The 14,016-nt window shown below is 54.8% G+C and carries 13 protein-coding genes; 1 reads left to right on the top strand and 12 read right to left on the bottom strand.

All coding sequences use genetic code 11. The features are described from left to right. Window positions 1–2: 2 nt before the first annotated feature. From ACYJL1_RS22245 to ACYJL1_RS22220, 6 genes are read right to left on the bottom strand one after another with little or no spacing between them, the layout of a single operon-like run. Complete coding sequence (locus ACYJL1_RS22245; protein WP_460899320.1) at window positions 3–941, bottom strand: ABC transporter permease; 939 nt, start codon at window positions 939–941, stop codon at window positions 3–5. Further along, window positions 941–1,915 carry an ABC transporter permease gene (locus ACYJL1_RS22240; protein ID WP_460899319.1) on the bottom strand — a complete coding sequence of 325 codons (975 nt, stop codon included), beginning with the start codon at window positions 1,913–1,915 and terminating at the stop codon, window positions 941–943. The genes ACYJL1_RS22245 and ACYJL1_RS22240 overlap by 1 nt, the downstream gene beginning before the upstream one ends. Continuing rightward, on the bottom strand, window positions 1,912–2,892 hold the full coding sequence (locus ACYJL1_RS22235; RefSeq protein WP_460899318.1) for a nucleoside hydrolase: 981 nt from the start codon (window positions 2,890–2,892) through the stop codon (window positions 1,912–1,914). Before ACYJL1_RS22235 ends, ACYJL1_RS22240 begins: the two co-directional genes overlap by 4 nt. Continuing rightward, the gene (locus ACYJL1_RS22230; RefSeq protein ID WP_460899317.1) at window positions 2,889–3,848 is read right to left on the bottom strand and encodes a nucleoside hydrolase; all 960 of its coding nucleotides are present in this window, start codon (window positions 3,846–3,848) and stop codon (window positions 2,889–2,891) included. The genes ACYJL1_RS22235 and ACYJL1_RS22230 overlap by 4 nt, the downstream gene beginning before the upstream one ends. Window positions 3,849–3,891: 43 nt before the next feature. Beyond that, window positions 3,892–4,773, bottom strand: a complete 882-nt coding sequence (locus tag ACYJL1_RS22225) for a dihydrodipicolinate synthase family protein (protein ID WP_460899316.1) — start codon at window positions 4,771–4,773, stop codon at window positions 3,892–3,894. 21 nt (window positions 4,774–4,794) lie between these two features. Then, on the bottom strand, window positions 4,795–6,345 hold the full coding sequence (locus ACYJL1_RS22220) for an ABC transporter substrate-binding protein (protein WP_460899315.1): 1,551 nt from the start codon (window positions 6,343–6,345) through the stop codon (window positions 4,795–4,797). A gap of 132 nt (window positions 6,346–6,477) precedes the next feature. Here ACYJL1_RS22220 and ACYJL1_RS22215 point away from each other — a divergent pair, with 132 nt between their 5' ends. After that, window positions 6,478–7,377 carry a LysR substrate-binding domain-containing protein gene (locus ACYJL1_RS22215; protein ID WP_460899314.1) on the top strand — a complete coding sequence of 300 codons (900 nt, stop codon included), beginning with the start codon at window positions 6,478–6,480 and terminating at the stop codon, window positions 7,375–7,377. Between the two features lie 280 nt (window positions 7,378–7,657). On the opposite strand, the gene ACYJL1_RS22210 is transcribed toward ACYJL1_RS22215, so the two are convergent. The 6 genes from ACYJL1_RS22210 to ACYJL1_RS22185 are packed head-to-tail and all read right to left on the bottom strand — an operon-like array spanning window position 7,658 to window position 13,999. Beyond that, complete coding sequence (locus tag ACYJL1_RS22210) at window positions 7,658–8,659, bottom strand: ABC transporter ATP-binding protein (protein WP_460899313.1); 1,002 nt, start codon at window positions 8,657–8,659, stop codon at window positions 7,658–7,660. Further along, complete coding sequence (locus ACYJL1_RS22205) at window positions 8,656–9,636, bottom strand: ABC transporter ATP-binding protein (protein WP_460899312.1); 981 nt, start codon at window positions 9,634–9,636, stop codon at window positions 8,656–8,658. Before ACYJL1_RS22205 ends, ACYJL1_RS22210 begins: the two co-directional genes overlap by 4 nt. Further along, on the bottom strand, window positions 9,633–10,547 hold the full coding sequence (locus tag ACYJL1_RS22200) for an ABC transporter permease (RefSeq protein WP_460899311.1): 915 nt from the start codon (window positions 10,545–10,547) through the stop codon (window positions 9,633–9,635). The genes ACYJL1_RS22205 and ACYJL1_RS22200 overlap by 4 nt, the downstream gene beginning before the upstream one ends. A gap of 4 nt (window positions 10,548–10,551) precedes the next feature. Further along, window positions 10,552–11,526 (bottom strand): ABC transporter permease, encoded by a 975-nt coding sequence (locus ACYJL1_RS22195; RefSeq protein ID WP_460899310.1) that lies wholly within the window; start codon window positions 11,524–11,526, stop codon window positions 10,552–10,554. An 11-nt stretch (window positions 11,527–11,537) separates the two neighbouring features. Next, entirely contained in the window at window positions 11,538–13,148 is a 1,611-nt protein-coding gene (gene ggt, locus ACYJL1_RS22190) for a gamma-glutamyltransferase (protein WP_460899309.1), read from the bottom strand. After that, entirely contained in the window at window positions 13,145–13,999 is an 855-nt protein-coding gene (locus ACYJL1_RS22185) for an alpha/beta hydrolase (protein WP_460899308.1), read from the bottom strand. Before ACYJL1_RS22185 ends, ggt begins: the two co-directional genes overlap by 4 nt. Window positions 14,000–14,016: the final 17 nt, after the last annotated feature.

Genomic DNA, 14,016 nt, shown 5'->3' with positions numbered 1-14,016 from the left:
TGTCAGCCTTCCCGTCGAGGGTTGAGAATGTCGCGCAGGGAATCACCGATGAGGTTGATGGCAACGATGAGCAACAACAGGACGAGACCTGGAAAGAAACTAATCCAGTAATCGCCGGACAGGAGATATTCGAAGCCATTCGAGATCAGCAGGCCAAGCGACGGCTCGGTGACAGGCAGGCCGATCCCGAGGAATGAGAGCGTTGCCTCCAGCATAATGGCATAGGCGATCCGCATTGTTGCAACAACGATCAAAGGTGGCAGGCAGTTTGGGAGGATATGGCGAAAAAGGATACGCCGGTCGGGAAGAGCCATCGAGCGAGCGGCATCCACATAGGCACGCTTGCGCTCCACGAGAGCAGACCCACGAATAGTGCGGGCATAATAGGCCCATTGGGTCACGATCAGTGCCAGAATGATCTTGTCGACCCCTTGTCCCAGAATGGCGAGAAAGATCAGCGCTATCAGGATAGCCGGAAAGCTGAGCTGGATATCAACCACACGCATCAGGAACGAATCCAGACGCCCTCCGATATAGGCGCTCATCAGACCGATAAAGGCACCGATGACAAGAGCGATCACAGCGCTCGATACGCCGACGAGAATGCTTGTGCGCAGACCGTAAAGGATTGCGCTCAGGAGATCCCTTCCCTGATCATCGGTGCCGATAATGTATACCATGCCATTCACGCTCTGCGATCCTGGCGCCAGCCGTCCGTCGAGGATATCAAGTTGTGACAGATCGTATGGATCTTGCGGCGCGATCAGAGGCGCAAGGACTGAAGCAATGACGAAGATCAGCACCAGGGTGATGCCTGTCATGGCTAGTTTGTCGTGCAAAAGCGCCGATAGCATCTGACGAAACGGAGAGAGCGATGGTCGAACACCGGTAACGGATCCGCCTGCATGGACCGAGATTGGGGCTTGTGTTTCCTTAACCATCACGAGTTCCCTTCAAGACGGACACGCGGATCGACAACTGTATAGAGAATGTCGACGAGAAGGTTGATAATGCTGAACATGACGACGGTAATCATTAGATAGGCCAGGATGACGGGCCGATCGAGCACGCCGATCGCATCGATAATGAGCTTGCCCATTCCGGGCCATGCAAAGATCGTTTCCGTCACAACAGCAAAAGCAATGAGTGAGCCGAGTTCGAGACCGATTACGGTGATGAGAGGGACCAGCGTATTTCTCAGGACGTGGACGGTCACGATCCGTCGCTCTGTCAAGCCTTTGGCACGGGCGAAGCGGACGAAGTCGAGTTGCATCGTTTCAAGGACGCCGGCGCGGGTCAGTCTGATGACGAGCGAGATCTTGAATAGGGCGAGGTTGAAAGCGGGCAGGAGGAGATGGGAGAGACCGTCCAGTGTGAAGAGACTTGTCGGAACTCCCAGGATCGATACGGTATCTCCGCGACCCGAGGCCGGCAGCCAGCCGAAATGCACGCTGAACAGCATGATCATGACCAGACCGATCCAGAAGGTGGGAAGACTGAACCCGAGGATGGAAAAGGTCATGATCGACTTCGATATCCAGCCTTTTGGCTTCAGGCCCGCATAGACACCGAGCGGGATGCCGATCACCAGCGCCATTGACAGTGCCACGAAGGCAAGCTCCAGCGTTGCCGGCATTCTGTTGAGGATCAGTGTCAACGCCGGCTGGTTGAAGACAAAGGAATTGCCGAGATCTCCTGACAAGGCGCGGGTCAGGAAAAGCCAGTATTGTTCCCAGACTGGCCTGTCGAACCCGAAAGACTGGATTATCTCCAGGCGTTCGGCAGGCGTTGCTGTCGAACTGAGAAGAACGTCAACCGGATTGCCGACAAGATAAAGCCCGATGAAGACAACGATCGACATGACCAACAATGTGAGAACTGTCTGGATCGAGCGGCTCAATATATAACGGCTCATGAATTCGGGCCTCCGGGTGATTTTGGATCGGCCGCAGCACTCGCATACTGCGCGATGCGCTCGATCACCAGATTGATGAAACCGGCCTCGTCGATGTCGGTCATTACGATGGCATTCGGCGCCCGGTCCAGTTTTTGGTGAAAATCGGCATAGGTATAACCCATCGTGAGGCCGGTGACCTGCGTGCCGACGACGGCTTTTTGCCCCACGAAAAGATCCGGCCTGATGAGCCAGGCAATCGTCGTCGCATCGTGAATCGGCCCGCCGGCTCGTCCATATCGTGTCACGTCGCTGCGATCGAACCTTGAGAAAAGACTGAAAAGTGCAGCGCCTGCCTTGCCGCCGGCCTGGAACCGCTCGAAATGCTCTGTGGTGAAAAGCGCCTGACAGGTCATGTCCAGCGGCATGACAACGATCGGTATGCCGGATCGGTAAACGATTTCGGCAGCGTGCGGGTCGGCATAGATGTTGAACTCGGCCCAGGGCGTGCGATGACCAAGAGCGGTGAACGCACCGCCCATCGATACAATTTGGCCAATGCCGCGTGCAACGTCCGGGTGCTGTATCAGAGCAAGCGCCAGGTTGGTCAGCGGTCCCATGGTACAAACCGTGATCGGGTTTCCTTTTGCCGCTGCTTCGCGGGCTAATCTGACAATGAACTGGACCGCGTGTTCCTCCACCGGCATGACATCGCCCGGAGCAATCAAGTCGTCACTGAATGCACCGATCCGGGCGTATTTGCCCATGACCTGGTTTCTCACCAAGGGGCCGGATGCACCGGCATATACAGGCACCTCGATCCGGCCCGATATACCAACGATCTTGCAGGCATTGGCCACTGTATCATTCAGCGATACGTTTCCAGCAACGATCGAAAGGCCGAGGACCTCGATCTCTGGCGACACCAGCGCCATGAGGATAGCGGCGGCATCATCGACACCCGGATCCGTATCGATGATAATCCTTCGAAGGCTCATGCAACGGCCTCTTCGACGTAACGCGAGAGTCTATCGAGGAAGAGCGCAATGACACCTTCGGCGTCGACTTTCGTGACGATATCCGTATTGGGTTCCAGTCCACTTTTGCCATACCAGTCGGCGACGGTCTGGCCCATGCACAGCTCGCTCTCGTACTCGACAAATACGCGGGCCCGCTGCGTCTCAAAAAGGCCGGGCCTGAGCAGATAGGCAATGACCAAAGGATCATGCAACGGGCCTCCGCGCGATCCATAGCGGCGAACGTCATCGCGGTCCCAGAAAGCCATCAGTTCCGCAAGCGTGCCGGAAATACGGCCACTGACGCTGGAAAACTCCACGACGTGCTCCGGCTTGAGCATGACTTGATGGGTTGCATCGAGCGCAAGCGCAATAATCGGAATACCGCTCGAAAATACGACATGGGCCGCGTGCGGATCGGCCAGCACGTTGAATTCGGCCGTCATCGTTCGGTTGCCGGGCTCTCGATAGGCCCCTCCCATCATTATGACACGCTCGATGCCTTCGGCGATCTGTGGCTTCATCCGCAGAGCAACCGCAAGGTTCGTCATCGGCCCGAGGCAACAAAATGTGATGGGCTTTTGCGACTTGGCTGCTGCCGTGAGGGCATTTATCAGGAAGTCCACGGCCGATATTGGTTCCACCTTTTTTGCTGGCTCGGCCAATATTGTGTTGCCCAGACCGGTTTTGCCGTGGAACTGGCCGTGAATCGGCTCGCGCAGCATCGGTCTGAAACATCCTGCATAGACCGGAATATCGGTCCTGCCACCCAGCTCGCAGATCTGCAGGGCATTTCGGACGGTACGTTCGAGCGGCTGGTTGCCGCAAACGGCCGTAACGCCCAATATGTTAAGCTCAGGTGAAACAAACGCCGCCAGAAGCGCTATGGCGTCATCGATTCCTGGATCGCAATCAACAATAATCGGGATTGGGTTCATTGTGGACTAACCTTTGTATCTGCTGATCCGTTTCATTCGACGTTCAAATCGCACCGATGTCATGGAGAACCGCACCGATTTCAGCACGTGCTGCTTCGCCCAGTGGTGTTTGTGGTGCGATGGGCGCACCTACGGCAAAGCCCTGCAGCTCCAACGCCGTTTTGATGCATGCAGCGATCGAGTATTTCGCGAAGATTTCATTGACGCGCCACAGCGGGCGCTGCAATTCCATGGCCCTTGTCCAGTCGCCTCGTTTTGCGGCTTCATACAAGGCAATGCTTTGGCGCGGCCCGACACAGGCAGGACCAGCCATCCAGCCCACTCCGCCAATCATCATTACGCAAAATGGAATATGTGCCGAGGCGGCAAACACCTCCATCCGGCCGCGGGTTCGTTCTATGATAGACAGGAGGCGCCCGGTGTTTGTCGAAGCGTCCTTGATATAGCTAATGTTCTCCACATGACTCAGACGTTCGATAACCGGCAGACTAAGATCTGAACGCTGGAACTGGGGATTTGTATAGAGCACCACGGGTCTGCCTTTTGCCGCCTTGGCAATGGCAGTGAAGTAGGCCTCGACACCATCATCGCCAACGGGAAAATAGGCTTCCAGTATTGCCAAAATGCCATCTGCACCTGCCTCGACCATGTATTCGGTCTGTGCGACCGCGTCGCGCGTTGATGTTGATGCCACACCGGCAACCACCGGAACCCGGCCGCGATTGGCCAAGATCACCGTATCCACCACCTTGCGGCGCTGTTCCACCGTCAGATAGGCAAATTCCCCTGTGCTGCCCAGCGGCGTCAAACCGTGAACGCCCGAAGCAACAAGATGATCCACGAGGTCGCTCAGTACGCCAGTCATAACGCGGCCTGATTGGCCGACGGGCGAAACAAGGTAGGGAAAGACACCGCTCAGCAACATGAGGAAGAACCTATCTTTGCGTCAATCTGGCTTCACGTAGTAGGGAAGTGTATAGGCATCGGAACGGCCTTCATAGGAAAGGCCACTTTTTACCGCCCAGGTGTTGGCCAGATAAAAGACCGGAATGACGCCCAGATCGTTCATGGCGATTTCGGTTGCCTTCTTGAGAAGCGCCTCGCGCTTGAGATCGTCCAGCGTGCCCCGCGCCTCACCCAGCGTCCTGTCGAACTCGGGACTGGAATAACGCCCGCGGTTGCCCTGCCCTGCATTTTCTCCGTAAGTTTCAAGAATTGGACCCAGTACACCGGAGGCCTCACCGGTTTCGACGGCAGCACCCCCCATGATGAAACTGAATTCCAAAGCCGAGGCGCGGGCGAAGTAGACACTGCCTGGAAGCGTCGCGACTTCAGTCTTGATACCGATGCGGCTGAAGAACTGCCCAATGGCCTGCGCAATTTTGGAGTCGTTCGGGTAGCGATCGTTCGATGCATGGAAGGTCAGCGAGAAGCCGTCTGGATATCCGGCGCCGGCAAGAAGTTGCTTTGCCTTTTCTGGATCATAAACATCGACCTTGATATTTGGGTCGTAGCCGAAATATCCCTCTGGAACGACCTGCCCGGCTGGTACGCCCTGGCCATCCATGATGCGATCTACAAGTGCCTCACGGTTGATCGAAAGCGAGAGTGCACGACGCACTTCTGGCTTCAAGAGTGGGTTCTTGCCATCCGGCCCCTTGGCAAATGGTGACTGCTCGCGAGCCTGGTCCATGTGGAGATACATGATACGGTTGCCAGCCACATTCACGACTTTCAGTTTATCTGATGCCTGGAGTTTGCGGGTATCGGCTGGGGGAATGCTTTCAATCATGTCGACATCACCCGACAACATGGCGGCAACGCGGGCACTGCTGTTTTTGAACACCCGGAATGTCACTTTATCCCAGGCAGCCTTTTCGCCCCAATAGGCATCGTTGCGAGAAACGACGACGTTATCGTCCGGTGTCCAGGAGACGAACTTGAATGGACCGGTGCCGATAACGCCCTTGCCCGAGTTCATTTCTCCGGTTGTGGTTTTTTCCATTTCCGCAGGCAGGATGGCGATGCGGCTAAGATTGTTCAGCAACAACGGAGTGGGCGTATCAGTCTTGATGCGAACGGTCACAGGATCGCCAGCGGTTATGTCCATAATAGCCTTCACGTAAGGAGCAAAGGAACTTGGGCTATTCTTCGAAGCCAAAGGAACGCGCTTGATGCTGGCCACAACGTCCTCGGCGGTGAAGTCGCTTCCATCATGGAACTTGACGTTCGGGCGTAGCTTGAATTCCCAGGTCGTATCGTCCACCGTCTTCCACGAAACGGCCAGCGCAGGCTGGATCTGTTGCTTGGAGTCCTGATTGACGAGACCATCAAACATGTTGCGGGCCATGGCACTGTTGGGGCCGACAACATAAAATTGCGGGTCCATGCTGGTCGCCGAGGCGGCGAGGCCGATGGTGAGGTCCTTCGCATGAGCCGCAAAGGGTGCAGCAAAAACTGACGCTGCCAGGGCGGCTGCGATCGTAAAAGATTTCATGATGGAACTCCTCCGGTTTCCGAAATCCGCACACTCCCTGCGGATCAGGATTGCAATTAAAGCGTTTGCCAGGAAAAGAAAAATTGCATTTAATGTTCAGTTCATGCCTGAATGTTATGGATGAACACGACGATGCGACTGAAACCACGGCAGGTTGAAGCTTTTCGAAGCGTTATGATAACCGGCGGTATTACGGCTGCTGCCGAGAGCATGAATGTCACCCAGCCCGCCGTCAGCCGACTGATCCGGGACCTGGAGGCGATTGTTCAAATCGTGCTTTTTGAGCGCGTCGGCGCGCGGCTTGTACCTACATCCGAGGCGGCGCAACTCTTCCGCGAGGTTGAACGGCTCTATCTCGGCCTTGACCAGATCGCGCAAGCTGCGGACGATATCCGCCGGCATAAGAACATTGTGCTGCGCATCGCAAGCGTCACCTCATTGGTCCGTCCTTACCTTCATCAAGCAGTCATTGACGTTATCGGCAAACGTCTGGATCTCCCGTTGGTGATCGACGTGGAAAACAGCCGTCACATCTGGGATATGGTCGAAAAGAATCGTTACGACCTTGGATTTGTCTTCAACTCACCGCGGATGACTGACAAGAACGCCATTCAGTTGCACAGTTCGCAGGCCGTTGCCGCCATGGCACCCGGACACAGGCTGGCATCGAAATCCGTCATCACGCCAGCCGATCTGCGGGAAGAGCGGGTTTTGATGCCAGGGCGCAATTCACCGCTCAGGATTGCGCTTGATCGCGCTTTTTCCGGTGAAGATCATCAGCCGGCCAGTACAATGGAAACATCAATGCTGAATTGCTGCTACTTCGCCTCGTCGGGAATGGGGGTGGGCCTTGTAGACCGCACCAGCCTTCGATCTGCCGGGACCGACATTGTGGCCATCCCCTTCGCGCCAAAGATCGAAGTCGCCTATTTCGCCATCCGCCCGGCTGGCGCGCAACGCATCGCAGTCCTCGATGACATCATAACGCGGATGCGAGAGCTGATGGCAGACAGTGACGGCAAGCATCGTTGATGCCGACAAATGACCGGTTATATGCAGTGAACCTTGAAGCTGGACCACGCAGGACAAAAAAATTAATACATTGTTTGGGCTTTACCGGAGAAGGCTCATGAAATTCCAAGGACGGTATCGTCGGCATTCAACACCGTCGGCCCTTGGATGTTCAATTGCAGCCTGCCGCGGACTCTTTGTTTCAAAATGCCGATGATGGCATTTTGTGGAATGCGATTAATGCCAGAAACTGTGGGGAAGCCGACAACCGCAGGCAATTGCCCACGATCTGTCACAGGCGTTAGCCATTTAAGTGGCACGCGGACAAATGGCCCGATGCGACTTCTCGTTTTGCGGGCACTTCGATGCGGCATCGATCCATTGCGAATTGACACCGCGGATGAAAATGGCAGCCCTTTGGCGGGTTAAGAGGGCTAGGGAGCTCTCCTTTCACCACCTGAAACCGTCTTTTCCCAGACTCAATGCGGGGCACTTCAGCCAACAAAGCTTGCGTGTAGGGATGGTTAGGACGTCGGAATATTTCTTCGACGGACGCTTCTTCTACGATACGGCCGAGATACATTATGGCCACCCGGTCCGAAATGTGTTCAACAACGCCGAGATCATGGCTGACGAAAAGATAGGTGAGATCGAGCTTGTCGCGCAGTTCCATGAACAGATTGAGGACCTGCGCCTGGATGGAAACGTCAAGCGCAGCCACGCTCTCGTCGCAAACAAGGAACTTCGGTTGAACCGCCAGAGCGCGCGCAATGTTGACGCGTTGCCGTTGTCCACCTGAGAACTGGTGTGGATAACGTGTCTTCATGGCCGGATCAAAGCCTGCGAATTTGAGATATTTGTCAACGTAGTCGCGGCGTTCAGAGCGCTTGGCAAATCCGTGCGCCTTTGGCGCTTCCCAAACCAGATCATCGACCGTCATACGCGGGTTGAGCGCCGCCATAGGGTTTTGAAAAATCATTTGGGTAGTTAAGCCGAGACGGTTTCTCTTTTCGGCCGACATGACCGCACGATCTTCACCGTCCCAAAAAATACTGCCCTCACTTGGCGAGGTGATGCCAGCAATTACGCGTCCGAGCGTCGATTTTCCGCAACCGCTTTCCCCGACGAGACCAACTACTTCGCCTTTTTGGATCGCCAGATCGACACCATCCAATGCGTGCACGATCGGCGCGGGCCGTGCAAGTTTGAGTTTCAAGGCAATCTTGGCAGCAAGATCCGGTTTTTCGCCAAACTGCTGTGAAACATTCCTTGCTTCGATCAATGGGGTAGTTGTTGCCGTCATTGGGTCATGACTTTCATTGCTGGGTGAAAACAGCGAACCGATCGTTCCTGCCAGGCAACGATCGGAGGTACGACCAAACAGGCCTCACTCGCCCGCTCGCACCGTGTCCGGAAGCTGCACCCTTTGGGAAGCATCGTGATCGCGGGTGTCATTCCAGGAATCTGGTACAGCCGCTCGCCGCGCCGGTTTCTTGAGGGAACTGACGCAATCAGCCCGGCTGTGTAAGGATGTTTCGGGTCTGTGAGAACATTGGACACTGGGCCCTTTTCGACGAGGCGGCCTGCATACATCACTGCGAGATCGTCGGCCAAACGCGAAACGATGGCCAGGTCATGCGTAATCCAAATGACGGATGTCTTTGATTCTTCCGTCAGCTTCTGAAATTCGGAAATGATCTGGCTCTGGATCGTGACATCAAGTGCGGTTGTCGGCTCATCCGCGATGATGAGTTCAGGCTTGTGCAACAGTGCGATTGCGATCACCACCCGCTGGCGCATTCCGCCGGAAAATTGATGAGGGTAAGAAGAGAGCCGCTCTTCTGGATGGGGGATTCCGACCAGCCCCAGTGCATCTCGGGCACGTTGACGCGCAATGGTTTTGGAAACCTTATCATGCGCCCGCACCGCCTCCATCATCTGTGTCTCGATCGTCAATACTGGATTGAGTGTCATCATTGGATCCTGGAACACCATAGCGATCCGTCTGCCGCGAACTTGCCGCATCTCTTCGTCGGAAAGTCCGGCAAGATCGACACCGTCGAAGAAGATTTGCCCGCTTGCAATACGACCTGGCCTTTCCAGTAAACGCATGATCGAAAAACCGGTCACCGATTTTCCTGAACCCGACTCCCCGACAAGCCCCAGAACTCGCCCTCGCTCAACATCAAAGGAAACATCATTGACGGCTCTCAAACCGCAGGCACCCTTTCCGCCGCCAAATTCCGTGACAAGATTATTTACGCTCAACAAAGGTGTCATGATGCGTTCCTCGGATTGAGTACATCGCGAACCCTGTCGCCAACGAGATTGATCGCTACGATCGTGATCAGGAGGGCAACGCCTGGAAAGAAACTGATCCAGTAAAGTCCCGTGAGGAGATACTGGTAGCCGGTCGATATCAGCATCCCCAGCGACGGCTCGGTGACCGACGCCCCAAGACCAAGGAACGACAAGGTCGCCTCCAGCCCAATTGCACGTGCGACTTGCATCGTCGCAATGACAATCACCGGAGCCAGGCAATTTGGCAAAAGGTGCCGCAACAGAATGCGCCAGCCCGGCAAGCGAAGCATTCTTGCAGCCTCAATGTACTCTTTTTCCCGCTCCACCAGTGCGGCGCCGCGAACAGTGCGGGCATATGTTGCCCATTCGGCGATGATCAGAGCGATAACCACATTCGTAACGCCCTTGCCGAGCACAGCCAGCATCATCAACGCCATGAGGATGGTGGGAAACGACAGCTGGAGGTCGACAAGCCGCATCATGGCATTTTCGCTTCGTCCTCCCATATACGCAGCAAAGAGGCCAGCACATGTGCCGATTAATGCAGCTGCTATTGCCGACACCACGCCCACTGTCAGCGAAGTACGCAAACCATAAAGTATACCCGAAAGAATATCGCGTCCTTGGCTATCGGTTCCCAGATGGTAGACGAGACCCGTCATGGACTCGGAGCCAGGGGAAAGACGTCCGTCCATAATATCGAGCTGCATCAGGTCATAGGGATTTTGTGGTGAAATCCACGGTGCAAGGATTGCTAGAGCGCAAATGACGATCAAAACGACAAGTCCGATGGCTGCTCCTGGAGAACTGACAAAATCCTTGAATAGCTTTAAAGGGCGACCCGGCTCTGGTTCAACGGTGGTTTCATTGTCTGCGTTCGAAAAGGTCATTGGCTTATGCCTTTGAGTCTAGCCGGACGCGCGGATCCAGCAGGGTGTAACAAATGTCGATAATAAAGTTGAGCCCGACAAAGAGCACCACCATCATCATCAGGTAAGCGACGATGACAGGACGATCGAGAAGATTGATCGAGTCGATGATCAGCTTACCCATGCCGGGCCATGCAAAGATGCTTTCGGTGACCACCGAAAAAGCAATCAGCGATCCAAATTCCAGACCAATAATCGTTACGACCGGAATCATTAGGTTCTTGAGGACGTGAACCGCAATTACCCTGCTTTCCCGCAAACCTTTTGCGCGTGCGAACTTTACATAATCCTGAGGCAGCACCTCCTGCACGCCGGCACGCGTGAGACGAAGGATGAGGGATGTCTTGAAAAGAGCCAGGTTGAATGCGGGCAATAGAAGGTGCCTCAGTCCATCACCTGTCAAGAATGACCATTGTCCCCCCAGAAATTCGAGCGTAGGTCCGCGGCCGTTCGTGGGCAACCATCCCAGCTCGACCGAAAACACCATGATCAGCATCAGTCCAACCCAAAAAGTCGGAAGAGAAAATCCCAAAATCGAGCCGGTCATTATAATGCGCGACGAAACGCGGTGGGGATAAAGGCCCGCGTAGAGACCGAGTGGTAATCCAACGACGATTGCAATAACCAGCGCGGTGATGGCGAGTTCGAGCGTGGCCGGCAAACGCTCTAGAATAAGACCCAGCGCAGGCCTGCCATAAACGAAGCTGTCTCCGAAATCGCCCTGCCCCAGCCCTCTCAGAAATATAAAGTATTGCTTCCACAAAGGCTGATCGAGGCCATAATGTGCAATGACCCGTGCTCTTTCCGCCTGGTTCGCGTCCGGGTTAATCAGGATGTCAACCGGATTGCCAATCACGCTGACCCCGATAAAGACAATAACTGTCATGGCAAGAATAACAAACAGCGCCTGGAATAGCCGTCTGATAATGGACGTGACCATATATCTGCTCCCTAGTTGACGCTGATGGCCATACCGTCTCGTTGCGGATCAGCCGCACCTTTTGACACACCGTCTTTGATCGCGATAGCGTGCACTGCCGCAAAGGCATATGTCTGCGCCGAACGTGCTATTTCATATCCTTGTCGGGAAAGATCCTGTTCTACTGAACGTCTGATGCGATTGCACATGTCGATCTTGTTTGAGACGCCGACAACGCGTGGTGCGGCAACTGCTTCAAGGACCGACATGTCGAAATCAATGATGTTCATCAGACATTGGGCCACAGCAGGCGCGATGTAACTTCCCCCTGGTGCCCCGATGACGATGGAAGGTTCGTCGTCCTTGAATACAATTGTTGGCGCAGCTGAGCTCGGGCGCCGTTTTCCTGGTGCGATTGAACCGGGTTTGCCGGGAACCGGGTTAAACCGGCTCATCGTGCCATTGTACATGAAACCCAAGCCATCCGTAATTGCGCCCGAGGGGCTCCCCAACGTGTGCGTCATCGCGACGGCGTTGCCATGTTTATCAATGACCGAGACATGGGTGGTGTCTCTTTGGGATTTGTCGAGGCGTAAAACATTGGCGATCTCACCAGCCCGGATGGACGCGGCATGCTTTGCTGCGTTTTCCTTGCTCAGGAGACGCTCAAACGGCACGTCGACATAGGCAGGATCACCCATGTGAGCATCCTTGTCTATCGTCATGCGCTTCATCGCTTCGAAAAGAGTTCTGACGTGTTCAGTGCTGCCGTGTTGCATTGCGCCGACATCGAACTGATCCATGATATGGAGTAACTCCAGTAACGGAAACCCCGATCCGGGAGGTGGAGAGGTCGCAATGCGGTTTCCCCGGTATTCGCCCCAGATTGGCTTGATCTTGGACAATTCGTATTTTGCAAGATCATCGCGATCAATCAGGCCGCCATTGTCTTGAAAGTCTGCTGCGATCTGTTCGGCAAGTTCGCCGTGATAAAAAATGTCGGTTCCACCGCTCTTGGCAATGCGCTCGAGCGTGTTTGCCATATCCTTATTGATCAGGACATCGCCAACGTTCCGGATCAAGCCATCAGGATGGAAATAGACATCTCTGCCGGTTTTTGAGAACCGAAGCTTGTCGAGTGTATTTGCAAAGCCATCATTTGACTGGTCTTTTGCCCAGTACCAGTGCATGTGGCTACGCACCATGAATCCACCGCGTGCATAACGGATTGCAGGTGCAATAAGATCTGCCCAATCGAACGTGCCGTAATCACGCAGCGCAGTCTCATACCCTTTCAGCGATCCTGGCGTGCACACGGCCTGGTAGCCGATGTCAGAAATATTACCTTCGAGCACGTAGCCGAAACCGTCCCGGCTTTGATGTTGGATTTTATCAACCCACATATCGGGCGTGGCTTTCAGCGGCGCACGGGCATAGAATTCAAGTACCTCGTGGATGCCTTTCCCAGGCATGTAAACATGCATCGAACCAAATCCGCCAATGCCGGCCATCTGCGGATCGACGACGCCTTGGACGAATGCACAGGCGAGCGCAGCATCGATTGCATTGCCTCCTCGCTCCAAAACCTCGGCCCCGGCTTCAACAGCTTCAGGCTGCGGCGCTACAATGGTTGCATTTCTCATTTTGAGCGGCGCTCCTGAATTACTTTGGCGAGAAAGCTTTTAACGTGGCCGAGCACTTTTATTCTGTCATGAGAAACACCGGCAACGCGATCAAAGACAACATTGACGCCTGCAGCGCGAAACGATCCGGCAAGGGCTTCCAGACGTGCTGGACGGTTCTCACCAGCGTCATTTGCGCCTTCCATGTAATATTTGGAACCCGGCCTGTGGGTGATTTCCCACGTTTCAAGATCAGCATCGCCCACAACCATATGCACTGGAACATTCGCAAGTTCAGCAGGCTGAAATGCCTTGCCGAATCGGGCTTCGAGGTCGCGAATACCGACCCACCAGTCGCGTTCTGGATCCAGCAGGGTTACAGAACCTGGTGCTCCCACGGACACTGCCCATAGCTTTTCCGGATGAAGGATCGCAAAGCGATGGGTGAAGTGACCTCCACCTGAAAAGCCGAACATTGCGAAGCGTGACCAGTCCTGATGATATTTTTGCGCCATCTCCTCGACCATTGCCAAAACGGCCGTGTCGTAGCGGATGTCACCTTCTTCAAGAAATTTGTAGCCTGAGCGTGCACCATCACCCAGCACATTAACCGGGAAAATCGGACACAGGATTGCACAGTCATGGTAGAGTCCGAAATCAGCAAACCCGTCTCTAAAGTCGATAGCGGAAGTCCGTCCGGTTCCGTGAACCGCCACAAGAAGGTCTAGTTTTCGGCCGTCTGCCGCAGTGGGCGGAACATAGAGGACCATGTGTAGCCGTGGATCGACGCCGGACGCGAAAATTGCTGTCTGGCCATAGTCATAAACGGCCTGCGCCCGGGCGATGGCTTCGCCCGTACCGAGTTCCTGCATGAATGTCTCCTGGGAAA

It is taken from the genome of Phyllobacterium sp. K27 (assembly GCF_054796155.1).
The sequence above is the reverse complement of the archived record's forward strand: the minus strand, read 5'-3'. Positions and strand labels throughout refer to the sequence as shown.

What these genes read in the sequence shown, in the direction of transcription:
- ACYJL1_RS22245 (WP_460899320.1), bottom strand. Translation starts at nt 941, where the DNA reads ATGGTTAAGGAAACACAAGCCCCAATCTCGGTCCATGCAGGCGGATCC.
- ACYJL1_RS22240 (WP_460899319.1), bottom strand. Translation starts at nt 1,915, where the DNA reads ATGAGCCGTTATATATTGAGCCGCTCGATCCAGACAGTTCTCACATTG.
- ACYJL1_RS22185 (WP_460899308.1), bottom strand. Translation starts at nt 13,999, where the DNA reads ATGCAGGAACTCGGTACGGGCGAAGCCATCGCCCGGGCGCAGGCCGTT.
- ACYJL1_RS22215 (WP_460899314.1), top strand. Translation starts at nt 6,478, where the DNA reads ATGCGACTGAAACCACGGCAGGTTGAAGCTTTTCGAAGCGTTATGATA.
- ACYJL1_RS22220 (WP_460899315.1), bottom strand. Translation starts at nt 6,345, where the DNA reads ATGAAATCTTTTACGATCGCAGCCGCCCTGGCAGCGTCAGTTTTTGCT.
- ggt (WP_460899309.1), bottom strand. Translation starts at nt 13,148, where the DNA reads ATGAGAAATGCAACCATTGTAGCGCCGCAGCCTGAAGCTGTTGAAGCC.
- ACYJL1_RS22200 (WP_460899311.1), bottom strand. Translation starts at nt 10,547, where the DNA reads ATGACCTTTTCGAACGCAGACAATGAAACCACCGTTGAACCAGAGCCG.
- ACYJL1_RS22210 (WP_460899313.1), bottom strand. Translation starts at nt 8,659, where the DNA reads ATGACGGCAACAACTACCCCATTGATCGAAGCAAGGAATGTTTCACAG.
- ACYJL1_RS22225 (WP_460899316.1), bottom strand. Translation starts at nt 4,773, where the DNA reads ATGTTGCTGAGCGGTGTCTTTCCCTACCTTGTTTCGCCCGTCGGCCAA.
- ACYJL1_RS22235 (WP_460899318.1), bottom strand. Translation starts at nt 2,892, where the DNA reads ATGAGCCTTCGAAGGATTATCATCGATACGGATCCGGGTGTCGATGAT.
- ACYJL1_RS22195 (WP_460899310.1), bottom strand. Translation starts at nt 11,526, where the DNA reads ATGGTCACGTCCATTATCAGACGGCTATTCCAGGCGCTGTTTGTTATT.
- ACYJL1_RS22230 (WP_460899317.1), bottom strand. Translation starts at nt 3,848, where the DNA reads ATGAACCCAATCCCGATTATTGTTGATTGCGATCCAGGAATCGATGAC.
- ACYJL1_RS22205 (WP_460899312.1), bottom strand. Translation starts at nt 9,636, where the DNA reads ATGACACCTTTGTTGAGCGTAAATAATCTTGTCACGGAATTTGGCGGC.